Annotated in this window: 22 protein-coding genes; 9 read left to right on the plus strand and 13 right to left on the minus strand. The window is 29.8% G+C overall.

The features are described from left to right. Positions 1-79: 79 nt before the first annotated feature. The 3 genes from WAO74_RS04320 (at position 80) to WAO74_RS04330 (ending at position 3,766) form a co-directional block, all read left to right on the plus strand. Complete coding sequence (locus tag WAO74_RS04320) at positions 80-2,419, plus strand: hypothetical protein (protein ID WP_422159939.1); 2,340 nt, start codon at positions 80-82, stop codon at positions 2,417-2,419. 178 nt (positions 2,420-2,597) lie between these two features. Then, the gene (locus WAO74_RS04325) at positions 2,598-3,056 is read left to right on the plus strand and encodes a lipocalin family protein (protein ID WP_422159940.1); all 459 of its coding nucleotides are present in this window, start codon (positions 2,598-2,600) and stop codon (positions 3,054-3,056) included. A gap of 5 nt (positions 3,057-3,061) precedes the next feature. Next, positions 3,062-3,766 carry an OmpA family protein gene (locus tag WAO74_RS04330; RefSeq protein WP_422159941.1) on the plus strand — a complete coding sequence of 235 codons (705 nt, stop codon included), beginning with the start codon at positions 3,062-3,064 and terminating at the stop codon, positions 3,764-3,766. Positions 3,767-3,815: 49 nt separating this feature from the next. On the opposite strand, the gene WAO74_RS04335 is transcribed toward WAO74_RS04330, so the two are convergent. From WAO74_RS04335 to WAO74_RS04360, 6 genes are all read right to left on the minus strand, one after another. Next, positions 3,816-4,697, minus strand: a complete 882-nt coding sequence (locus WAO74_RS04335) for a GIN domain-containing protein (RefSeq protein ID WP_422159942.1) — start codon at positions 4,695-4,697, stop codon at positions 3,816-3,818. A 4-nt stretch (positions 4,698-4,701) separates the two neighbouring features. After that, a complete protein-coding gene (locus WAO74_RS04340; RefSeq protein WP_422159943.1) occupies positions 4,702-5,085 on the minus strand; it encodes a hypothetical protein in 384 nt (127 codons plus the stop codon). Position 5,086: 1 nt separating this feature from the next. Next, positions 5,087-5,581: a DoxX family protein gene (locus WAO74_RS04345; protein WP_422159944.1), complete on the minus strand. Its 495-nt coding sequence runs from the start codon at positions 5,579-5,581 to the stop codon at positions 5,087-5,089. Between the two features lie 171 nt (positions 5,582-5,752). After that, entirely contained in the window at positions 5,753-6,742 is a 990-nt protein-coding gene (locus WAO74_RS04350) for a helix-turn-helix domain-containing protein (RefSeq protein WP_422159945.1), read from the minus strand. Positions 6,743-6,938: 196 nt separating this feature from the next. Further along, on the minus strand, positions 6,939-9,089 hold the full coding sequence (locus WAO74_RS04355; protein WP_422159946.1) for a molybdopterin cofactor-binding domain-containing protein: 2,151 nt from the start codon (positions 9,087-9,089) through the stop codon (positions 6,939-6,941). Positions 9,090-9,102: 13 nt separating this feature from the next. Continuing rightward, positions 9,103-9,564: a (2Fe-2S)-binding protein gene (locus WAO74_RS04360; protein ID WP_422159947.1), complete on the minus strand. Its 462-nt coding sequence runs from the start codon at positions 9,562-9,564 to the stop codon at positions 9,103-9,105. Between the two features lie 158 nt (positions 9,565-9,722). On the opposite strand from WAO74_RS04360, the gene WAO74_RS04365 reads away from it, so the two are divergent. Continuing rightward, positions 9,723-12,317 carry a hypothetical protein gene (locus WAO74_RS04365; protein ID WP_422159948.1) on the plus strand — a complete coding sequence of 865 codons (2,595 nt, stop codon included), beginning with the start codon at positions 9,723-9,725 and terminating at the stop codon, positions 12,315-12,317. Between the two features lie 105 nt (positions 12,318-12,422). On the opposite strand, the gene WAO74_RS04370 is transcribed toward WAO74_RS04365, so the two are convergent. After that, positions 12,423-12,758 (minus strand): single-stranded DNA-binding protein, encoded by a 336-nt coding sequence (locus WAO74_RS04370; protein WP_422159949.1) that lies wholly within the window; start codon positions 12,756-12,758, stop codon positions 12,423-12,425. Between the two features lie 176 nt (positions 12,759-12,934). Between WAO74_RS04370 and WAO74_RS04375 the strand changes: the two genes are divergently transcribed. After that, positions 12,935-13,285 carry a hypothetical protein gene (locus WAO74_RS04375; RefSeq protein ID WP_422159950.1) on the plus strand — a complete coding sequence of 117 codons (351 nt, stop codon included), beginning with the start codon at positions 12,935-12,937 and terminating at the stop codon, positions 13,283-13,285. Positions 13,286-13,487: 202 nt separating this feature from the next. After that, on the plus strand, positions 13,488-14,189 hold the full coding sequence (locus WAO74_RS04380) for a tectonin domain-containing protein (protein WP_422159951.1): 702 nt from the start codon (positions 13,488-13,490) through the stop codon (positions 14,187-14,189). Positions 14,190-14,308: 119 nt separating this feature from the next. On the opposite strand, the gene WAO74_RS04385 is transcribed toward WAO74_RS04380, so the two are convergent. Beyond that, entirely contained in the window at positions 14,309-14,773 is a 465-nt protein-coding gene (locus WAO74_RS04385) for a CBS domain-containing protein (RefSeq protein WP_422159952.1), read from the minus strand. A 104-nt stretch (positions 14,774-14,877) separates the two neighbouring features. On the opposite strand from WAO74_RS04385, the gene WAO74_RS04390 reads away from it, so the two are divergent. After that, complete coding sequence (locus tag WAO74_RS04390; protein ID WP_422159953.1) at positions 14,878-17,175, plus strand: M28 family peptidase; 2,298 nt, start codon at positions 14,878-14,880, stop codon at positions 17,173-17,175. A 73-nt stretch (positions 17,176-17,248) separates the two neighbouring features. On the opposite strand, the gene pyk is transcribed toward WAO74_RS04390, so the two are convergent. The 5 genes from pyk to WAO74_RS04415 all read right to left on the minus strand — a co-directional run bounded on the left by pyk (position 17,249) and on the right by WAO74_RS04415 (position 21,487). After that, a complete protein-coding gene (gene pyk / locus WAO74_RS04395) occupies positions 17,249-18,676 on the minus strand; it encodes a pyruvate kinase (RefSeq protein WP_422159954.1) in 1,428 nt (475 codons plus the stop codon). A gap of 5 nt (positions 18,677-18,681) precedes the next feature. After that, on the minus strand, positions 18,682-19,152 hold the full coding sequence (locus WAO74_RS04400) for an IPExxxVDY family protein (protein ID WP_422159955.1): 471 nt from the start codon (positions 19,150-19,152) through the stop codon (positions 18,682-18,684). 92 nt (positions 19,153-19,244) lie between these two features. Further along, the gene (rnc, locus tag WAO74_RS04405; RefSeq protein WP_422159956.1) at positions 19,245-19,982 is read right to left on the minus strand and encodes a ribonuclease III; all 738 of its coding nucleotides are present in this window, start codon (positions 19,980-19,982) and stop codon (positions 19,245-19,247) included. 7 nt (positions 19,983-19,989) lie between these two features. Next, positions 19,990-21,243: a beta-ketoacyl-ACP synthase II gene (gene fabF / locus WAO74_RS04410; RefSeq protein ID WP_422159957.1), complete on the minus strand. Its 1,254-nt coding sequence runs from the start codon at positions 21,241-21,243 to the stop codon at positions 19,990-19,992. Between the two features lie 7 nt (positions 21,244-21,250). Beyond that, positions 21,251-21,487, minus strand: coding sequence for an acyl carrier protein (locus WAO74_RS04415; RefSeq protein ID WP_422159958.1), 237 nt, complete (start codon positions 21,485-21,487; stop codon positions 21,251-21,253). A 175-nt stretch (positions 21,488-21,662) separates the two neighbouring features. Here WAO74_RS04415 and WAO74_RS04420 point away from each other — a divergent pair, with 175 nt between their 5' ends. Both WAO74_RS04420 and WAO74_RS04425 read left to right on the plus strand, forming a co-directional pair. Beyond that, complete coding sequence (locus WAO74_RS04420; protein ID WP_422159959.1) at positions 21,663-22,235, plus strand: phosphoribosylglycinamide formyltransferase; 573 nt, start codon at positions 21,663-21,665, stop codon at positions 22,233-22,235. Beyond that, complete coding sequence (locus tag WAO74_RS04425) at positions 22,228-22,863, plus strand: viroplasmin family protein (protein ID WP_422159960.1); 636 nt, start codon at positions 22,228-22,230, stop codon at positions 22,861-22,863. Before WAO74_RS04420 ends, WAO74_RS04425 begins: the two co-directional genes overlap by 8 nt. The last annotated feature ends 10 nt before the right edge of the window (positions 22,864-22,873 follow it).

The raw sequence follows: 22,873 nt of genomic DNA on the forward strand, positions 1-22,873 counted from the left end.
AATTTTAAATTTTTGTTTTTTTTACATAAAATTGGCATAATTATTGGATTTAAATCAACAAATCTAAATCAAAAAAACTATGAAAAAAATCTATTTAAATTGTCTGTTAATTACTTTAATATTTGCGGGCTTTCAAAATTCTTTAACAGCTCAAAAAAACATTGATACTCTTTACAGCAATTACACCAAACTTTATCAAGAAGTTGTGTATGCCCATTTAAACAAATCTAAATATGTAAAAGGTGATATGTTGGGTTTTACAGCCTATGTTTTTGATAAGAAAAAGAAGGTTCTGTCCAACAATACAAGTAATTTATATTGCGTAATTACGGATACTGAAAATAATGTGGTACTTAAAAAATTAGTAAAAGTAGAAAACGGAATTGCATATGCCAATTTTATGATTGCTGATTCTCTTAAAAGTGGCTCATACATCTTTAAATCTTACACCAATTGGATGCGTAACTTTTCTCAGAATAATTATTACGCACAAAATTTTGAAGTTATTGGTGCAGAAAAAAATAATGATAAAAAAATTGCATCAAACTTTTATTTAGATGCCCAATTTTTGCCAGAAAGTGGTCATTTACTGCACAATGTAATCAACACAGTTGGTGTTGCCATAAAAGATACTTTGGGTTTTGGTGTTGCCAATATTGATGGAAAAATTTATGATGATCAAAACAATTTCATTACCTCTTTTCAAGTAAATAAAAATGGAATTGGTCGGTTTTCTTTTATTCCGAAGTTTGAAAACAATTATAAAGCCAAAATAAAATACAAAAATAAAGACTTAGAAATCCCTTTTTCTCAGAATGTAGAAAAAGCTGGTGTATTATTAAAAGTGGCTCAAAACAAAGAAAATGCCATAGTTTCTGTCGTTACAAATTCTGATATTTTAAAAAATAAAAAGTATTTATTAACCTTTCATGATGGCAAAAATTTAAATAATATCGATATTAATTTTGATAAGGAAATGACAATTACAAAAAAAATCCCTTTTAAAAATTTATCAAAAGGTATTACTATTTTTACACTCTTTACAGAAGATAAAACTCCAGTTGCAGAAAGGCTTTTTTTTAATCATCAAAAAATAAAAATTATTAAAAGCGAGAATTTTACAAAAACGAGCTTAAAAGACACCTTGTATTTATCTGCAAAATATGATTCAAAAGATACACTTGGGTTTAACAATGTGAGTGTTTCTGTATTGCCAGCAACTACAAAATCGTATCAAAAAAATTCAAATATTATTTCTCAAGTACTTTTACAGCCCTACATTAAAGGCGCTATCGAAAATGCGAATTACTACTTCACTGATATTAACGAAGAAAAAATGTATGAATTAGATAATTTACTAATTACACAAGGTTGGAGCAGTTATAATTGGAATTCTATTTTTACAAACGATAATAAACCTATTTATGAATTCGAGAAAGGTATTTCTATAAACGTAAATATCCCAAAAACAGAAAAAAACAGAAAATTTTTTATCCATAATCTTTCTAATAGACCACCTCAAATATTAGAATTTACTGAAGAAATTAAATCTTTTAATGCAAAAGGTTATTTTCCTATAAACGATGAAAAACTATTTATATCTAAAATTAATAAAAGTGGAAATATTGAAACTGCATCTCTTTACATTCAATACAGCCCAAATGATGTGCCAAATCTAAAAACTGGTAATTCACCTTTATTAAAACCAGATTATTATGAAGATGAAAATTATACTGATTTCTCCATTTTCGAAAAGCTAAATAAAAAAGACGTGTTAAATGAGGTTGTTATTAAAGCGAATCTAGAAAAAAAGAGAATATTAGAAATCAAAAGAAAGTCTATGGGAAATGTTTATTTTCCATCAGATTTAGATAAAAACTTTACACTTGCACAGTTTTTAAACTTTAAGCCAGGAATTACAGCAGAAGATGACTTTAGCACTAATACCTTTAGAGCATATAATAGAATTGCCCAAGGCACACCTGCTGTTTATTTAGATGGTTTTCTAGTAATGGATAGCTTTCAACTATTTAGTTTTAATATGCAAATTGTAGATTACATAGAAATTAACCTATTAGATGCTTCTGGAGGCTCTATTATGGGTGTTGGAGGTTCTATTAAAATATTTACAGACCCTTATAAATATGGAGTAGATAGAACTGTGGTAAGTGATTTCGAGTTTCCTATTTCTTTTTCTTCGGATAAAAAGTTTTATGTGCCTCAATACGAAAATTACAATGGTGAGTTTTATAAAAATTACGGAGTTATAGATTGGTTACCTGCAAATAAAATTGATGAAAATGGTAACTTAAACTTCAGCTTTTACAATCCGCAAAAAAATGATATCAAACTATTTATAGAAGGTGTTACAGAAGATGGAACCTTTGTTTTCGAAGAAAAATTAATTACACTTAACTAATTGTAAACCAATATAATATTAGTTTACAAATTCGCATTATCAAAGCATGATAATGCGAATTTTAATTTATAGAAATTATATAAAACGTTAATATTTCGAATAAAGTAACCATTATATCATTTAAGTAAATTTACTGTGCTCTTTTACTCGACCTTTACTTAAAAATAAGATACATATAATGAAAAAAATATTGATATTTTCACTTACGCTGCTGCTATTTTCTTGCGGAGCTTCTAAAAATGTAAGGTCGAAAGAAAAAACAATTAAAGGAAATTGGACTTTAACAAATGTAAACTACAGTAATCTTGGAAATTACAAAATAACACTATTTCAAGACGAATCTAAAGAATGTTTTGAAGGCAGTGAATGGAGATTTATACCTAACAATAACACAGGTACTTATTCTATTCAAAAAACAAACTGCAATGCAGGAATTAGAGATTTTGTTTTTGTAATTCAAGAAACAGATGCAGCAACTGGTTATTTCAGTTTTTTACTAAAACCAGATGACAATGAAAACAATATAGGCTACAAAGTAGAATTAAAAGAATTAACAGAAAACACCATGTTATGGCAACAAAACTTAACTGTAGATGGTAAACTTTTTCTAATTAACATGAAATTTATAAAACAATAATAAAGATGAAAAATTTAACAAAAAATATATTTTTAGCAGTTTTAGTATTGACTATTACTTTCACATTTACTAACTGTGAAGCTACAAAAAACGCAAATAATAAACAGAAAGGTGCTGTAATTGGAGCCGCTGGAGGAGCAATACTTGGAGCGATAATTGGCAACAATGTTGGGAATAAAAATAACAGTGAATTAGGAGCTGTAATTGGTGGTGTTTTAGGAGGAACAGCAGGTGTTCTAATTGGGAAAAGAATGGATGAACAAGCTAAGAAAATTGAAACTGAAATTCCTGGAGCAGAGGTAGAAAGAGTAGATGATGGTATTGTAGTTACTTTTGATGAAAATAGTGGGGTTTATTTTGATACGAATAAAGCCGATATAAACCCTAAATCTAAAGTTACTTTAGACAAATTAGCGAATATATTTATAGAATTTAAAGACACTAAAATTTTGGTTGTTGGGCATACAGATAACACTGGTAAAGATGATTATAATATGATGCTTTCAGAAAAAAGAGCAAAATCTGTAACCAATTATTTAGTTAGTGATGGTATTTCAAATTCTAGATTTGAAACTCTTTGGTATGGAGAGACACAACCAAAATATGATAATACAACAGCCACTGGAAGAGCAAAAAACAGACGTGTTAATGTTGCAATTATACCAAATGATAAAATGAAAAATGAGGCAATTAAAGATGCACAACAATAAAAAATAGTTGACAAATAAAAGAAGAAAAGCCGCTTTTAAGCGGCTTTTTTTATTCAAATAATTTTAAAGTTTTATCTTTATCCTCTTGCTTTATTTCTACCAATAGCTCTCTTAAACCTAAACTATTTACTTTGTATACTTTAGTACCCACACTCCAATTTTCTTTTCTGGTATAACCTGGCATCATAGGAAAACCATAACTAAATTTAGAACCATCTTTTTTAGGCCCAATTACAAAAAACTGATTTCTATTCCATGAGTTGTTTTTAATCTTAAAATTTATCCATGCAATATTAGAATTCCATTCGTTTTTTGAATCTGTAACCGCTTTTTTGGTATCTCCTTTTAAAATTAGTGGTTCATTGGTTAGTACTAGCTTTCCATCGTTTTTAAGAATAGAATCTACTTCATTTTCTACATTAATAATTACTTTCCCTCTACCCCAAATATTAACTCTAGCATTCTCTGCAATTAAATTCGAGGCATCAATCTCACCAATTTCTGCTCCAATATTTAGTTGATCTACTTTTCCAGAAACCACAACTTTACCCACAATTGCCATAATATTTAAACTTTCTGAGTTTACGTTTACAATTTGCAAAGTTTCATGAGTACCAGTTTCTATTCTTTTTAAATTGGGTGCACCAATTTTTATAATCACTTTTTGTGAAGATTCAATCCATTCTAACTGATTTAAATTTAGTTTACCATCAACAATTTCTGTATCAATTTTATCAAACAAATTACTATCTGTAATGATTGTCATTTTTTCTTCTGCTGTATAATCAATAATAATTTTTGCGTACAAATTGATTTTAATATCTTCTAAATTTTCAACTGAAAAAGTTCTAGATTCTATGTTTTTATTTCCTTTTACTTGTGCAACTATTGATGCGTTTATCAATAAAGCAATTATGATTAATTTTTTCATGTTATTATTTTTTAGTGATTTCTGATTTTGGATCGTTAAATGTGGCTTTATAAATAATGGTTTCTGGTTTGTATTCAAATACAATATTTCTATTATTCTTATCTAATAATTCAAACTCGTTTCCATTTTTTACAAACTTGAAGTCTATCCCATAAACTGCTGTTTTTTCGTTAAATGTTATTTCGTAAATACCATCTTTATTTTCATCAGTTAAAGCCATATTTTCCCTCCATTTATTTGGTAAAAAATCTCCTCTAACTCCAATAGATTGGACATTTTCTAATCCATTAGTATCTACAAACAATGTTATTTTTTTATCAAATTCTTTTTGAACACAACTAAATAATACTATAGTTGCAAGTGCTAATATTGTTATTGTTTTTTTCATTTTATTTAATTTTTTTTGAAATTATATAGTCGACTCCAAAACGTCCAGAACCTAAATACAGATGATATAAAGACACCCATAGAAAACCCATTGCAGGCAGCATTGCCCAAGTTCCTTGATTCCATTTTTGCATAAATATGGCTACTAACATTGTGCACATAATTAAAAAGGATGCAATTCTTGTTTTTAAACCTAGAGCTAAAAATAAGCCGCCAACTGCTTCTGCAAATGCACCCATCCAAGCAAAGAAAACAGGGAATAAAGCAAAGATTCCTCCATATTCAGCTACGTCTTTTGGAAACCAAGCTGCTACTTCAAAGAAACCTAAATTTGGAGTATTAGACCATGGCAATCCAAATTTATCTGAGCCGAAGCTTAAAGTAAGTAGCATGCCACAAACAAATCGTGGAATTGAAAAAATTACATCTGCAAACCAATGTTTTTGAATTACGGGAGTAATAATAATTTTTAATAATTTTAAAATTCTTGTTTTCATAATAGATAAAATTTATTAGTTTCCTGTTTACACAGGAATGATAGTTTAGAAGTATGTTGAGAAATTCTCAAAATACATTTTTAAATTTTTCGATGGTACAAAGTTGGGACTTATCTATTCTGTGAGCGACTTACAACGTATAATAAGGTATTAAATACGTTTTGAGACGTCTTATTCTGCTTGGGAATTCAGAAATTCTGATGGTGAAGTATGTGTGAGTTTTTTAAAAACTCTATTAAAAGTCGCTTTACTATTAAAGCCACAATCGTAAGCGATGCCAAGTAAAGAGAGTTGTTTGTGTTCTCCTATTTTTAACTTTTCTTTGAAAGTGTTTACTCTATATTCGTTTATAAAATCATTAAAATTTTTATTGAACCCAGTATTGATTATTTTACTTAATTCTGCACGATTCATTTCTAATAAATCTGCTAAATCAGATAAATTCAAGTCCGGGTTTAGGTATGGTTTTTCTAATTTCATAAAATTTGAAACTTTATCAATGTCTATTTTAGAAGCTTCCTTTTTATCATCTTTTACTTCAGGGATACTTTCTGGATTTGGAGAAAAACTAAAAGATAGTTTATTCAATTTTGTAGTATCTGTAAAATATCCTTTTATCCCAACAAATAAAACAACTAAAGCCATAAAAATATTTAGCCACCAACGTTGCTCGTAGTTCAATTCTATAATTAAACTGCCAATAACACTTTGCAAAGAACTGTATAAAAATAAAGCAGTAAAAACAATTAGAAAACTTAAAATCCAATTCAACTCTAATTTATAAGTGTTTGAAAAATAGGCAGTAATACGTTTTCTGTAATTATAGAAAAGTTGAAAAGTGAATGCTAGATACAATAACATTTGGGCAAAACTTACAAACATTAAAATTGGCAAAACGATGGCTTCATCAACAGAAAGTTTTAGAATACCATTTTGTGTTTCAGAAAAACCTGGTTGTAAACTGTCATAAATATAAATTGATAATCTAAAAGTGATTAATAAAAAAATAGGAGCAAAATGCCACCAATTTTTTTTGTCGAATTTAAAATTTGAAGTGGTAATCGATTTTACATAAAAGTAAATTAAAGGGGCAATAGCTATGCCCATATCAATTAAAAAGTAGTTGATTTTTGTATTTTTAAACACATCATACCAACCCATAAAACCAATGGTGTAGCAAATCTGTTCATAACAGATAATTAGCAAAATAAGTCCCAAAAGAAGATCTGAAATGTTTTTTCTTTTGATGTATCTAGATAACAATAAGCTTACAAATAGTAACCCCTGCACTACAAGAATTAATAGTGGAGTGCTATAAATATTAAAGTTTGGAAATAGAAAAAATGCTTGCATTACATTATCCTAAAACTATACTTTTTTTCAGCTCTTTATAAAAAGGTTGACTATAAATTCTATTTCCTAAAGCAGCATTAATTGCATTGGCTACTGCACCACCTGCAGGAGGTAAACCTGGTTCTCCTAAACCAGTTGGAGATAAATTATTTTCTACAAAATGAACCTCAACTTTTGGTGTTTCTTGCATTCTAATTAACCTATAAGTATCAAAGTTTTTGTCTTTTGGCTTTCCGTTTTCGAAAGAAAAATCGGCATACATTGCATGCCCAATTCCATCTAAAACTCCACCTTCTACTTGGTTTCTAGCTCCAGTTGGATTTACAACAATTCCACAATCTACAGCTGCAGTAACTTTCTGAATTACAGGAAAACCATCTTTTAAAATAATATCTGCAATTTCTGCAACGTGTGTATTATGACTGTAATAAGCTGCAAAACCTTGATAAACACCTTCTTTAGAATTGCCCCAATTTGCTTTTTCTCTTACCAATTTAATAGTGTCTTCCATTCTTTGTCCAGAATATTCTATTTTTTCATCTGTATTATTTTTTACATTTTGCAATAAATCTAAACGTAATTGAATGGTATCAATCCCTAACTCTGTTGCTAATTCATCAAAAAAACTTTGTTCAGCAAAGGCTAAAAAGTTAGTGTAAGGTGCTCTCCAAGCTCCAGTTGTTATATTACTATTATAACTACCAGTGTCTACTTTATAATTTGGAATACAACCTGCAGGAAAAAAGTTTGGAATTAAGCCATACATATTTCCATTAATGGCGGCTTCTTTTAAATGATAAGCTGTTACTTTTCCGTCTTTTAAAGCAGCCTTTATTCTGTATTTTATAGCAGGTCTGTACGTTCCAGCAGTCATATCATCTTCTCTCGAAAAAACAACTTTTATGGCTTTATTAGTTAAGCTAGAAATTTCTGCAGCTTCTAAAGCAAAATCGCCATACAAACGTCTTCCAAAACCTCCACCCATTCTTGTCATTTCGCAATGAATTTCTTCTGGTTTTCTTTTTAATAATTCAGCAACTCTGTTCACTGTCCATTGTGGAGTTTGAATTGGCCCCACTAAATGTACCTTTTCTGCAGTTACGTTTGCATAAAAATTCATAGGTTCCAAACAATTATGAGGTAAAAAAGGCGAATGATATGTTCTCTCTATTACCTTGTCTGCTTTTGCAAAAGCCTGTTTTATATCACCATCTTCTCTTTCTGTTTTAAATTTTTTACCATCTAAAATTTTGGTTAAAATTTCCTCGTGATTTTCTGTACTTTCTAATTTATCATCTGTCCATATTGCAGTTAAAGCTTTTTTGCCTTTCATGGCTGCCCAAGTAGAATTTGCCAAAACAGCAACTTTATCTCCGAATTTTATTACTTCTAAAACTCCATTTACATTTTTTGCATTGGTGTCATCAAAACTTTCTAGTTTCTGGCCAAATGCTGGAGGTCTTAAAACTGAGGCAATTATCATTGCATCTGCTTTATAATCCAAACCAAATAAAGGTTTTCCTGTGATAATTTTATCAATATCTACGTTTACAATTTCTTGCCCAATAATTGTATAATCTTTACTTTCTTTTAGTATTACATTTTCTGGAACTTGTAACAACGCTGCTTCTTTTACTACTTCTCCATACCCTAATGTATCTCCATTTCCGTTTGTAATAATTCCTTTTGATGCTTCGCAAGAACTTGGCACCACATTCCATTTTTTTGCAGCAGCATTTATAAGCATTTGTTTTGTGGTTGCTCCTGTTTGTCGAAAAGCATCCCAGCAAGAGCGTATAGATTGACTTCCACCTGCAACTTGTCGTGTAAAATTTTTAGTGTCTAAAGCTCCTTGCACGACAGTAACCATTTTCCAATCTACATCTAATTCTTCTGCAATTATCATTGGCATGGATGTTTTTACACCTTGCCCAATTTCTGGATTTGGAGAAAATATTGTTACATAGCCTTCATCAGAAATTTTAATAAACGCATTAAAATCGTTAAAATTTAGGTTATTTATATCTACAGGCATTACTGCTTCTGGCTTGCATGCAGATAATAAATTGAAGCCAACTAACATTCCTCCACTTGCTAAAACAGATGTTTTTAAAAAGTTTCTTCTGCTAAAATTTGTATGTATTTGAGATTTCATTTTTGTGTAGGTTTTAAGACATTTTTTCTGCAGCCACTTTAACCGCTTTTTCAATTCTGTTATAAGATGCACATCTGCAAATATTACCATGCATGGCTTGTCTTATTTCATCTTCTGAAGGGTTTTTGTTTTCGGCTAAGAATGCTGATGCTGTCATTATTTGTCCTGCTTGACAGTAGCCACATTGTGGCACATCAATTTCTTTCCATGCTTGTTGTACTGGATGCTTACCATCATCAGACAGTCCCTCTATTGTTACTATTTTTACATCGTCTAACATAGAAACTTGCATTTGGCAACTTCTAGTTGCTACACCATCAATATGCACTGTGCACGCGCCACATTGTGCAATTCCACAACCAAATTTTGTTCCTACCAAATTAAGTTCGTCTCTTAAAACCCATAATAAAGGTGTGTCTTCGTCTGCAGTTACAGAGCGTTCTTTTCCATTGATGTTTAATGTATAATTTGGCATAGAAAGTAGTTTAATAATTTAAGTTGTAAGTTACAAAAAATTAGAATTCAAATTTTGATTTGTTTCTAAATAGATTTTTTATGAAGTTTTTAACACAAATAAGACTATTTTTAAGGGATTTTTAGTGCGAATCTGAAACATATCAATAAAACTTTTAAATGATGAAAACAATAAAGCTAAGGTTGTTTTTTTTAACATTCATTATATCCTCAATAATTTACTCTCAAAAAAACCAAACTACAGATAATGTTTTTGTTGATAAAAAAGGTGTTATGCGTTGGCAAAAAACCAATGATGAAGTAAAAGGTTTTGGGGTAAATTATTCTGTGCCTTTTGCACATGCTTATCGCTCTGCAAAAAGATTAAATATTGATGTAAAAAAAGCAATTGATAATGATGTATATCACTTTACAAGATTGGGTTTTGATTTGTACAGACTGCATGTTTGGGATACAGAAATTAGTGATACTCTTGGCAATTTAATTAATAACCAACATTTAGAAACTTTTGATTATTTACTAAAAAAGTTAAAAGACAATAATATTAATTATGTAATAACTCCCATTGCTTTTTGGGGAAATGGTTGGCCAGAACCAGATTCAAATTCTCCAGGATTTTCAAATAAATACGGAAAAGGGAAATCTTTAACCAACCCAGATGCTATTAAAGCACAACAAAATTATTTATATCAATTTTTAAATCATATAAACCCATATACAGAAGTTGCTTACAAAAACGAACCCAATGTAATTGCTTTTGAGGTTAGCAATGAACCACATCATAGTGGAGATGCAAAAAAGGTGACCGAATTTGTAGAAAGTATGGTGAATTCTATGCGCAAAACAGGCACAAAAAAACCTATTTTTTATAATATTAGTCATGGTGTACATTTTGTTGATGCCTATTTTGAGGCAGGAATTAATGGTGGTACTTTTCAATGGTACCCAACTGGTTTAGGTTATGGGCAAGAATTGTCTGGTAATATGTTACCAAATGTAAATGATTATAACATCCCTTTTAATGAACAAATTAAAAAACACAAAGGAGCCAAATTAGTCTATGAATTTGATGCTGCAGATATTGGAAAATCTTACATCTACCCAGCAATGGCAAGAAGTTTTAGAACTGCTGGTATTCAAATAGGTACTCATTTTGCATATGATCCAACTTATATGGCGTATGCTAATACAGAGTATAATACCCATTATATGAACTTAGTATACACACCTCAAAAAGCATTAAGCTTAAAAATTTCTGGGGAAGTTTTTAGAGAAGTGCCAATGTATAAACAATTTGGAAAATATCCTTTAAATAAAACCTTTGATAACTTTACAATAGATTATGAAAATGATTTAGCTCTTTATAATTCTAATGAAAAATTCTATTACACAAACAGCACAAATTCAATTCCCAAAAACCAAGCCTCATTAAAAGAAATTGCAGGTTCTAAAAACTCCTCTGTAATAAAATATGATGGTTGTGGAGCGTACTTCTTAGATAAAATTGATGCTGGTATTTGGCGATTAGAAGTTTTACCAGACGCTGTTTGGGTTGACGATCCTTTTGGAAGAAATAGTCCAAAAAAAACGGTGGCTGTTATAAAATGGGATGAACATAATATGACAATTAATTTAAATGATTTAGGTGAAAATTTCAAGATAGAGGCAATAAACGATGGTGAAAATTACAAAACATCAACCAACAATAAAACTTTTATAATTAAGCCAGGGACTTACATTGTAGGTAAAAATGGAGCAGCCAAAAACTGGAAAAAGACGGATGCTTTTAAAACTCATAAATTAAATGATTTTTTTGCACCTAAAACAACTGTAGATAAAACTTGGTATACACACAATGCAAAAGTTGAAGTTTCTGAAAACTTAGAGATAGAATTATCGGCTCAAATTGTTTCTAATAAAAAAATTAAAGAGGTTACTGTTTTTGGTTACAATAGCTATAACCAGTATTTTAATGTAAAAATGGAGTTAAAAAATCCTTATAATTATGTGGCAAAAATTTCATCAGAATACGTAAAACAAGGTTTTATAAACTACAATATTGTGTTAAAAACAGTTGATGAAGAGCAAATAACATATCCTTCAGGAAAAGAAGGAAACTTGTATGACTGGGATTTTTACGCTCGTGAACCTTATAAAATAGCAGTGGTTGCCAATACAAATCCTATTTATTTATTTGACGCTATTACAGATGCCGATTTTTTAGTTAAACAGTGGAAACGTACTTTTAAATTAGTGCCAACAGACAAAAAAAATGAGGCAGAATATCAAATGAGCTTAGATCAATTGTTTTCTCCTGATAATGAAAACTTAAATGCAATACCCATATACGATTACTCTTTTAAACATTTTGTAAGCAAACAATTCAACGAAAGAAAAATAGATTTAAAAGATAAAAAAGAACTTGTTTTTTATGGGCGATCTTTACAAAATAAACCTGTAAAATTACAAATTGCACTCGTTTTAAAAGACGGTTCTTCATTTGGAAAAGTTATCGAAATTAACTCTAAAATGGATACCTATAAAATCTCCCTAAGCGATTTAAACCCAGTTAAAACAGTTACTTTACCTAGACCTTATCCCAGTTTTTTACCTTACTTTTTTGAGCATGAAAACAACTCAACTTTCAATATTATGAAGGTGGAAAGTGTTCAATTTTCTATTGGGCCAGAATTAACCAAAAAAGAGCAGCTAGGAGAGCATGGTTTGGGTTTTGTGAAATTATGGTTAGAGTAAAACTAAAAATGTTTTTACTATTTAACAAAATATTGATGAAAATAAATGAATAACATAAGCATTGGAAAACACTCCAATGCTTATGTTAACATTAAAAAGATCAAGTTATTTTCCTCCTAGCATTAATAATTCGTTACAAAGTATTTCTGTAACATATCTTTTTTCGCCATCTTTAGTGTCATAAGATCTATTTGTTAATTTGCCCTCAATTGCAATTTCTTGCCCTTTATTTACATAGTTTTCTACAACAGTTACAAGACCTCCTTTTACAACTATGTTATGCCAATAAGCACGCTCTACTTTATTTCCATCTTTGTCTTTGTAGCTATCGTCTGTAGCCATAGAAAATTTTGCCATTTTATTTCCATCTTGGAAAGTTACTATTTCAGGATCTTGACCTAATCTACCAATTAACTGTACTGTGTTTCTTAACGTATTCATAAGATAAGTTTTTAAAAAATTATTATTTTGTTTCGTCAATTCGTTTTGACACTGCAAAGATGAATCTGTTTGCAAATTTAAATTGGTTATTAAACATTTGTTTTCGTTTGTAAATGAATGCATTCGTTTAATTATTTTTAATATATTTGTAATCAACAAGTTAATAAATTTAAAAAATGAAAGAAAGAAGCTGTTTAGAGTGTTCAGACAAAGTAGTTGGAAGAATTGATAAAAAATTCTGTTCTGATTATTGCAGAAATGCTTACAATAATAACGTGAACAAGGAAAGTAAAAACTTAATTAGAAACACAAATAATAGGCTTAGAAAAAATTACAAAATCTTATCAAAATTAAATGTTTCTGGTAAAACGAAAGTATCTAGAAGAAAATTATTTGATAATGGTTTCGACTTTCAGTTTTTTACTTCAATATATACCACTAAAACCGGAAACACTTATTTTTACATATATGATGAAGGCTATTTAGCACTAGAAAATGAGACTTTCTTATTAATTAAAAAAGATTAAATCTACCTTTTACTAACTTAAACTATCTTTTCAAAAAATATTTCTTTGTAAAATCTTGTAAAAGATTATATCACAATTATCAAAATAAATATTATAACATATCATCTTAAAAATAAATTTAATACTTTAGCTATGTCAAGTATTAACTTATAATTCTATAAAAATCCAGTCCATAAAAATTAAAATCAAAAAATTATATCTGATGAAAAACACCAAAAAAATTACACGAAGTTTTTTAACCGCAACTATTTTTACCTTATTATTTGCATTCAATTTTTCATTTAGTTATGGACAAAGTGAAACTAGTAAAGGAGAAACCGATAAAGGAACTATTTACGGAGTTGGAACTAACGATCAACTTTATCTTTGGGAAGGCACTGGATGGAAACATATACCCAATACTGGCGATATTACTGATATCGCTGTAATGAATGATGGGACTCTTGTGGCTATAGGAAAAAACAAACAGCTATACACCAGAACAAATTCTAATTGGGTAAATGTGCCTAACAGTGGAGATGTTTTTTCTGTTGCTGTAGCAAAAGATGGAACTATTTTAGGAGTTGGAAAAAACAAAAATTTATATAAATGGACACAAACTGCTTTAGCTAGTTCTTGGACACTTATTCCAAATAGTGGAGAGATTAACGATATTACTGTAATGAATGATGGAACTATTTTAGGTGTTGGAAATAATAAAGAGCTTTATATAAGAAATGGAAATTCTTGGAAAAACATTGTTAACAGTGGTTTTGTTATAGATATTGCTGTTGCAAAAGATGGTAGCATTTTAGGCGTAGGTACAAACAGTAAAATGTATATTTGGGTGAAAACTGCCTTATATTCAGCTTGGGAAGAAATACCAAATAGCCAAGGAATTGTGGCTATTGCTGTGAAACACTAACCAAAATAATTTAACTTTTATAAAAAAAGGATTATTTTCTACAAGAAAATAATCCTTTTTTTAATTCGTAAAAATTTAGATAAAGATGTAATCGTTAAATAACGATACCGAAAGTTATACTACCAAGTATTTCCCTTTACTTTAATTGCAGCTTTTAAAACATCTTTCTGACTTAACTGACCAATCAATTTACCATTATCACAAACAGGAAACCTTCTTCTGTGCGAACTAATAAACTTAAAGGCAGCATCAAAAATGTTCATGTCTTTATCAATAGTATCAACATCTGTAACCATGTATTTACCTACAGTATTGTTAGTATCTGCAGGCATATTATAATATTTACTCTCAGAAATATGTTTGATACAATCTGTCTCAGAAATAATACCAATTAACTCGTTATTGTCGTTAACAACTGGTCCTCCAGAAATTTTATGTTTTATCAATAAATTAATTACATGGTCTAAAGAATCTTCTGCTTTAAACGTAATTAGATTTGTTGTCATATAGTCAGATACTAGAATTTGCTCTTCTTCTTTTGGTTGATTCGTATCTCTTTTTCCTTGAAAGCTTTTAATACCCATTTTGTTCGTTTTAAGTTGTTTTAAATTTACAGAATTTTCTGTTCTGTTTAACAATTATAAAAAGTTTTTTTTATTTACTACTTTTATAAAAACTTTTATATCAAATGAAAAGATTTTCCACTGCTTTATCTATACTCATAATTTTAGGCGTTATCTATTGGAGTTTTTCTGATTTAAAACCTTCTTTACCACAAGAAAAATCTACTTTAAAAACCGATTTTTCGATTGATAATACATTATTTCACTTAAAAAATATTAGTGAAAAAGCGCATTATGTTGGTTCTGAAGAACATAAAAAGGTGCAAAACTATATAGTAAATGAACTAAATAAATTAGGTTTTAAGACTGAAATACAAACCCAAACTGCTGTTAATAAAAAATGGTTTGCAGCAACTACTCCCGAAAATATTTTAGCGCGTTTAAAGGGTTCAGAAAATGGAAAGGCACTCATGCTTCTAACTCATTACGATTCTAACCCACATTCGTCTTTAGGTGCTAGTGATGCTGGTTCTGGAGTGGTAACAATTTTAGAGGGTGTTAGAGCTTTTTTAGCAAAGAACGAAACTCCGAAAAATGATATTATTATTCTAATTTCAGACGCAGAAGAATTGGGCTTATTAGGTGCACAAGCTTTTGTTGATGCACATTCTTGGGCAAAAGATGTGGGTTTAATTCTAAATTTCGAAGCTAGAGGAAGTGGAGGCCCAAGTTACATGTTAATGGAAACCAATGGAAAAAATAGCAAGTTATTATCTGAGTTTTTAGCTGCAAAACCCAATTATCCTGCAGCCAATTCTTTAATGTATAGCATCTATAAAAAACTACCAAATGATACAGATTTAACTGTTTTTAGGCAAGATGCGAATATAAATGGGTTCAATTTTGCCTTTATTGGAGATCATTTCGATTATCACACAGCACAAGATTCTTACGAACGTTTAGACAAAGAAACGCTTTTGCATCAAGCAGATTATTTAACAACTACTTTAAACTATTTTGCGAATTCAGATTTAGAAAATTTGAATTCTGATGAAGATTTTGTGTACGTGAATTTTCCTTTTATAAAAATGCTAACCTACTCTTTTTCTTTGGTTTTACCTCTGGTAATTGCAGCATTCATTCTTTTTCTAATTTTACTTTTCTTCGGATTTTCCTTGAATAAAATTACCATAAAAGGTGCTTACAAAAGTTTTATTCCGTTTTTAATTTCTGTGGTTTTATGTGGTGGCATTTCTTATTATTTATGGAAATTATTGCTAATAATTCACCCACAATACACAGACATGTTGCATGGTTTTACCTATAATGGTTATACTTATATTTTTGCATTCGCATTTTTGAATCTCTGGATTCTATTAAAAGTTTACAAATATTTTTCGAAGCAAGAAAAAACAGCAGATTTATTAATTGCACCAATATGTATTTGGTTGCTCATTAATTTTTTAATTCTTGGAGACTTTAAAGGTGCCAGTTTTTTAATAATTCCTGTTTATTGTGCATTGCTTATTTTGGCAATTTCCATTTTTCTAAATCTCAAAACTCATTTTAAACGAATACTATTTACTACTATATCAATACCCATAATCTATATTTTTGCGCCCTTAATTAAATTATTTCCTGTTGGTTTAGGGCTAAACATGTTGGCAATTAGTGGTGTTTTACTTGCATTAATATTTGGGTTGATGGTGCTCACATTTCATCAAAAGAAACCTAGTTGGATCTTAAAAATTACGGGAATTTTAGCTATTATTTTGTTTGGATATGCAGGTTATTCAAGCGGATTTTCTATAGATAATAAAAAACCAAACAGCATTGTTTACATTCAAAATTCTGATGATAAAACTGCTTATTTTGGCACCTACAACAACACCCTTGATACCTATACAAAACAAGTTTTTGATGAAACTTCCACAAAAGGAAGTATTCAAAATGCCGAAACAAAAAGCAAATACAACACTCGTTTCAAATATCATAAAAAAACCGATTTTAAAAATATTTCATCATCAGAAATACTTTTAGAAATGGATACAATTATTGGTGATAATCGTTTTTTAGAATTGAAAATAACTCCTAATAGAAAAATAAACAAATTGGAATTTATCACTAAAAATAAACTTATACTTCAGCAGTTTAAAGTAAATGATGCTTTAGTAAATAATGGTAAAAATTACCAAGTAAAGAGCGGCACTTTTTTAATTTATCATTTAGCAAATTCAGATAAAGAAGTTACAATCTCTTTTACAGTTGATAAAGATGTATCTTTAGATATTTCATTAAATGAAATATCTTATGATCTGTTAACGAACTCTAATTTTTCCATCATACCAAGATCAGAAGAAATGATGCCAATGCCTTTTGTGACTAATGATGCAATTATTGTTAGCAAAAAATTAAAAATATAATCACCAGATATTTACAATAAAAAAAGCGTTCTAAAATTTTAGAACGCTTTTTTTAAATATATACATATGCTTTTTACTCAATTTCAGAAACTCGAAGTGTATTTACCATTCCTCTAGCCTCTGCTGGCATAGAAGCAAGATTTATAATTATATCTCCAGGTTTTACAAAACCTTTTTCTTTAGCTATGTTATTAATATCTACTACAGTGTCATCTGTAGACAGATTTTTATCATAAAAAAATGCTCTAACTCCCCACAATAAATTTAATTTCCCCAAGATTCTCTTATCTGTAGAAAATGCTAAAACATGTGTTCTTGGTCTCCAAGAAGATATTTGAAACGCAGTATAACCACTATTTGTTAAGGTACATATTGCAGCTGCATCTGTATCGTTTGCCATTAAAGCTGCATGATAACAAATAGATTTTGTAACAAATCTATTGGTTCTAATATGTGGTGGTTCTTGTGGAACTTTAATCATTCTAGAGTTTTCAACGGCTTTAATAATTTCAGACATTTTCTGAATTACTTTAATAGGATGTTTTCCTACAGAAGTTTCTCCAGAAAGCATTACTGCATCTGCACCATCCATAATAGAATTGGCAACATCATTAACCTCTGCTCTTGTTGGTACAGGATTATCGATCATTGTTTCCATCATTTGAGTAGCAATAATTACAGGTATTCTTGCTCTTTTTGCTCTTCGAACTAATTTTTTCTGAATTAAAGGAACGTCTTGCATTGGTATTTCTACTCCTAAATCTCCACGAGCAACCATTAATCCATCACAATAAGGAATTAATGCATCGATATTTGCAACTGCTTCTGGTTTTTCTATTTTGGCAATTACTGGTATTCTATAATCTGAGTGTTGTGCAATTAAATCGCGCAACATTCTTAAATCTTCGGGAGTTCTTACGAAAGATAATGCAATCCAATCTACTTGTTGTTCGATTGCAAAAATAGCATCTTCCATATCTTTTTTGGTTAAAGCTGGTAAAGAGATTGCTGTATTTGGTAGGTTTACTCCTTTCTTAGATTTTAACGGACCCCCATCTATTACTTTAACTACAACTTCATCTTTCTTATTTGTAGATATAACATGGAATAAAAGTTTACCATCATCTACCATAATTCGTTCTCCAGGTTTTACATCTTTTGGAAAACGTTGATACGTCATATAAGCTTTTTCTTTAGTACCAATGCATTTTTCTGTGGTAAATGTAAAAGTGGCTCCGTTTTCTAATACAACACCATCTTCCATAACTCCCACACGTAATTTTGGACCTTGTAAATCTCCAAGAATAGCTACATTATAACCATTTTCTTTATTAATTTCTCTAATCAATTTTATTTTTCTCTTTACATCTTCGTAATCTGCATGAGAAAAATTAATTCTAAAGACATTAACTCCATGTCTTGCTAATTCCGTTAAAACTTCTTTAGTATCTGTTGCAGGTCCCAGAGTTGCAACTATTTTTGTTTTATTATTATTTGGCATATTTTTTAAAATATTAAAAAGTCTTTCGACTTTAATGAGTTTTTATCAATCAAATAAGAAGTAATTACTTGATCAATTTTTTTTATATTATCTACTGTATTTATAACAAAGTTATATTCTGCGTCTCCAGAAATTTTAATAAAAAAATCTACTTTCTTTTTTTCTGGAATTAAATAGGATTTTGTTTCTGATGTAAGTAAAAGTTCATTGGATTCTGTTTGATTTTCTCTTTTTGAACTATTAGCAATTAGAAACCAATCAAAATCGTACTTTTTACTTGAATAACTATAGATAGAAAAAGACGTTTTTTTTTCTTCTTTTTCAAAATTCAAATCTTTTCTAGATTTAGAGAAACTAATATTTAAATATTTATTCAAAAAATAGGCTAATTTAAAATCTTCTAAAGCAGTATGTATACCAATTAAAGAATACTCTTCTTCAGAAAAATCTTCCAAACCTAATGAATGAATTTGCATAAGTAATGTTTAGTTTTTAATTCATCTATTAAGTGCTAAATTACTAATAGTTTATGAGTTTTGGTAGAATATTAACGAAAACGTTGTCGTAGTTAACCTGCAGATATCTCACTTTGGAAAGCGAAGTACACTCTTTTAGAAGCTAATTCTTCTGCTTTCTTTTTAGAGGTGGCTCTCCCTTTTGCAATCTGAATGCCATCGATACTGACTTTTACACTAAAATGTTTAATAGTCTCATTTCCTGAATCTTCGTAAGTATCAAATCTGTATTTTTTCTTTTGCTTTTGGCACCATTCTATAATTAATCCTTTATAACTAGTTATTTTTCCTTCTAGTTTTTCTATATCAACATAAGGTACTATTACATTTTCATAAATAAATTTTTGACATGTATTGTACCCTTTATCTAAATAAATGGCTCCAACTAAAGCTTCAAAAATATTTCCATGTATATTATCTCCAATAGTTGCTTGGTCTACCTTACTTTCAATAAAACGTATTAAGTTTAAATCTTTTCCTAATTCATTTAAATGCTCTCTACTTACAATTTTAGACCTCATTTGTGTAAGATAGCCTTCAGAACCTGTTGGAACTTCTTTGTATAAATACGCAGCAATTACAGAACCTAATATAGAATCTCCTAAAAACTCTAATCTTTCATAGTTTATAGGATTTCCATCTGTATCTAATTTTTGTAAAGATCTATGAGTAAATGCTTTTTTATATTTATCAATTTTTCTTGGTGAAAAATTTAGAAGTTTTTTTAGTTCGCTTTGTAATTGTTTGTCTTCTTGTGATTGAGACTTAACTATTTTACGAATAAAATTCATATAGCTATTATTCCTCTAATTTCTTAAAGGCAACACATGCATTATGACCTCCAAAACCAAATGTATTGCTCATGGCTACTTTTATAACCCGTTTTTGAGCTTTATTTAGCGTAAGATTTAATTCTGGATTAATGTTATCATCAACAACAGAGTGGTTTATTGTTGGTGGCACAATGCCATGTTCAATTGCTAAAATAGAAGCAATCGATTCAATAGCACCAGCAGCACCCAATAAATGCCCAGTCATAGATTTTGTAGAGTTTATGTTAATGTTTTTTGCATGCTTACCAAAAACCTCTGATATAGCTTTTAATTCTGCAACATCTCCAAGTGGAGTGGAAGTACCATGTGTATTAATATGATCTACATCTTCTGGATTTATGCCTGCGTTTTCCAAACAATTCCTCATCACAGCAATAACCCCTAACCCTTCTGGATGTGGAGCTGTCATATGATAAGCATCAGAAGACATTCCTCCTCCAATAACTTCTGCATATATTTTTGCTCCTCTTGCTTTTGCGTGCTCATATTCTTCTAAAATAATAGCACCTGCACCTTCGCCTAAAACAAAACCATCTCTTTCAGCATCGAAAGGTCTTGAAGCTGTTTCTGGAGTTTCGTTTCTAGTAGATAATGCATGCATTGCATTAAAACCTCCAACACCAGCAATAGCAATTGCAGCTTCTGAGCCACCAGTTACAATAACATCACAATGTCCTAGTCTTATGTAATTTAAAGCATCGATCATAGCGTTTGCAGAGGATGCACAAGCAGATACTGTAGTATAATTTGGCCCCATAAAACCATTTTTAATGGAAATATTTCCTGGAGCAATATCTGCAATCATTTTTGGAATAAAGAAAGGGTTTAATCTTGGGGTTCCATCTCCAGCAGCAAAATCTAACATTTCGTTCTGAAAAGTTTCTAAACCTCCAATTCCTGCACCCCAAATTACGCCAACACGCAATTTGTTAATTTTGTCTAGATCTAATTTCGAATCTGCAATTGCCTCATCTGAAGCAACCATAGCATATTGTGTAAATCTATCCATTTTACGCGCCTCTTTTCTATCAATAAAATCGGTAGCGTTAAAATTTTTTAATTCACATGCAAAACGAGTTTTGAACTTGGAAGCATCAAAGTAAGTAATTGGTGCTGCCCCACTAACTCCGTTAATTAAAGCATTCCAATACTCATCAATAGTGTTTCCTATTGGTGTTAATGCTCCAAGTCCAGTGACTACTACTCGTTTTAACTGCATATAAATATTACTTTTTTGCTTCTTCTATATAGCTAACTGCTTGACCAACAGTTCCGATGTTCTCTGCTTGATCGTCTGGAATTTGAATATCAAATTCTTTTTCGAATTCCATAATTAATTCAACAGTATCTAAAGAATCTGCTCCTAAATCGTTTGTGAAGCTAGCTTCTGGTGTTACTTCATTATCGTCTACTCCTAATTTATCTACGATAATAGCTTTTACTCTTGATGCAATGTCTGACATAATTTTTCTGTTTTTAAAATTTAAAATCGGGGCAAAAATACGAATCTTAGCAATTAAAACTAATTTTTGCTCGAAATAATCATAATTAAAGGTAATTAAAAAAAATTAATCTCCTAAATAAAATCATTCAATTTGTTAATTATTATTCTTTTTTTTGTACTCTAGTTAAGTAAATATGAAACGAATTGTTGTTTTTGCCTCTGGTTCTGGAACGAATGCAGAGAACATTATAAAGTTTTTTAATCACATTAAAACTGCTAAAGTTACTCAAGTGCTTTGTAACAACGAACGTGCCAAAGTGTTTGATAGATGTAAAGCATTAAATGTTAATTGTTTACACTTTACTAAATTTGATTTTTATGAATCAGATAAAGTAATTAGCCTTTTAAAAGAGAAAGCAGATTATATTATTTTGGCTGGTTTTTTATGGAAAGTTCCCTCAAAACTTATTGATGCTTTTCCAAAAAAAATTATGAATATTCATCCAGCTCTTTTACCAAAATATGGTGGGAAAGGCATGTATGGAATCCATATTCATAAGGCTGTAAAAGCTAATAATGAAAAAGAAACAGGCATTACCATTCATTATGTAAATGAAAATTACGATGAAGGCGCAATTATATTCCAAGCAAAAACGGCTTTAAGTGTTGTTGATACTCCAGAAACAATCGCTGAAAAAATTCATATTTTAGAACAACACTATTTTCCTAGAATAATTGAAGATGTAATTATAAAAATAAATGAGTAAAAAAAAGTTTTATGTAGTTTGGAAAGGCAGAAAAACCGGCGTTTTTACTTCTTGGAACGTTGTAAAAAGACAGGTTGATGGTTTTGAAGGTGCAGAATACAAATCTTTTTCAAACTTAAATGAAGCTGAAATTGCTTTTTCTAAAAAATACGATGATTATAAAGGTAAAAATACAGCAAAACCAGTATTATCAGCTTTAGAAAAAAAGAAGTTTGGTAACCCAATTTTAGAGAGTATTTCTGTGGATGCAGCTTGCTCAGGAAATCCAGGAAAAATGGAATACAGAGGCGTTTTTACACATAATAAAAAAGAAATTTTTAAAAAAGGACCTTACTTAAAAGGCACCAATAATGTTGGCGAATTTTTAGCATTGGTGCATGGAATTGCACTTTTAAAAAGTAAAAACAAGGAAAATATTCCTATTTACTCCGATTCTAAAATTGCAATGAGCTGGATTCGTCAAAAAAAATGTAAAACCAATTTAATTTTTGATGATGCTAACATAGAGTTATTAGAATTGATTAAAAGAGCAGAAAATTGGTTAAGAGAAAATACCTTTAAAAACCCAATTTTAAAATGGGAAACCAAAGCTTGGGGAGAAATTCCAGCAGACTTTGGGCGAAAGTAGAAATTACTTA

Source organism: Polaribacter sp. (assembly GCF_049276715.1).
In the GTDB taxonomy this organism is placed as follows: Bacteria; Bacteroidota; Bacteroidia; order Flavobacteriales; family Flavobacteriaceae; genus Polaribacter.

Coding starts and splice junctions, on each gene's coding strand:
- WAO74_RS04320 (WP_422159939.1), top strand. CDS start 80: ATGAAAAAAATCTATTTAAATTGTCTGTTAATTACTTTAATATTTGCG.
- WAO74_RS04325 (WP_422159940.1), top strand. CDS start 2,598: ATGAAAAAAATATTGATATTTTCACTTACGCTGCTGCTATTTTCTTGC.
- WAO74_RS04330 (WP_422159941.1), top strand. CDS start 3,062: ATGAAAAATTTAACAAAAAATATATTTTTAGCAGTTTTAGTATTGACT.
- WAO74_RS04335 (WP_422159942.1), bottom strand. CDS start 4,697: ATGAAAAAATTAATCATAATTGCTTTATTGATAAACGCATCAATAGTT.
- WAO74_RS04340 (WP_422159943.1), bottom strand. CDS start 5,085: ATGAAAAAAACAATAACAATATTAGCACTTGCAACTATAGTATTATTT.
- WAO74_RS04345 (WP_422159944.1), bottom strand. CDS start 5,581: ATGAAAACAAGAATTTTAAAATTATTAAAAATTATTATTACTCCCGTA.
- WAO74_RS04350 (WP_422159945.1), bottom strand. CDS start 6,742: ATGGGTTGGTATGATGTGTTTAAAAATACAAAAATCAACTACTTTTTA.
- WAO74_RS04355 (WP_422159946.1), bottom strand. CDS start 9,089: ATGAAATCTCAAATACATACAAATTTTAGCAGAAGAAACTTTTTAAAA.
- WAO74_RS04360 (WP_422159947.1), bottom strand. CDS start 9,564: ATGCCAAATTATACATTAAACATCAATGGAAAAGAACGCTCTGTAACT.
- WAO74_RS04365 (WP_422159948.1), top strand. CDS start 9,723: ATGATGAAAACAATAAAGCTAAGGTTGTTTTTTTTAACATTCATTATA.
- WAO74_RS04370 (WP_422159949.1), bottom strand. CDS start 12,758: ATGAATACGTTAAGAAACACAGTACAGTTAATTGGTAGATTAGGTCAA.
- WAO74_RS04375 (WP_422159950.1), top strand. CDS start 12,935: ATGAAAGAAAGAAGCTGTTTAGAGTGTTCAGACAAAGTAGTTGGAAGA.
- WAO74_RS04380 (WP_422159951.1), top strand. CDS start 13,488: ATGAAAAACACCAAAAAAATTACACGAAGTTTTTTAACCGCAACTATT.
- WAO74_RS04385 (WP_422159952.1), bottom strand. CDS start 14,773: ATGGGTATTAAAAGCTTTCAAGGAAAAAGAGATACGAATCAACCAAAA.
- WAO74_RS04390 (WP_422159953.1), top strand. CDS start 14,878: ATGAAAAGATTTTCCACTGCTTTATCTATACTCATAATTTTAGGCGTT.
- pyk (WP_422159954.1), bottom strand. CDS start 18,676: ATGCCAAATAATAATAAAACAAAAATAGTTGCAACTCTGGGACCTGCA.
- WAO74_RS04400 (WP_422159955.1), bottom strand. CDS start 19,152: ATGCAAATTCATTCATTAGGTTTGGAAGATTTTTCTGAAGAAGAGTAT.
- rnc (WP_422159956.1), bottom strand. CDS start 19,982: ATGAATTTTATTCGTAAAATAGTTAAGTCTCAATCACAAGAAGACAAA.
- fabF (WP_422159957.1), bottom strand. CDS start 21,243: ATGCAGTTAAAACGAGTAGTAGTCACTGGACTTGGAGCATTAACACCA.
- WAO74_RS04415 (WP_422159958.1), bottom strand. CDS start 21,487: ATGTCAGACATTGCATCAAGAGTAAAAGCTATTATCGTAGATAAATTA.
- WAO74_RS04420 (WP_422159959.1), top strand. CDS start 21,663: ATGAAACGAATTGTTGTTTTTGCCTCTGGTTCTGGAACGAATGCAGAG.
- WAO74_RS04425 (WP_422159960.1), top strand. CDS start 22,228: ATGAGTAAAAAAAAGTTTTATGTAGTTTGGAAAGGCAGAAAAACCGGC.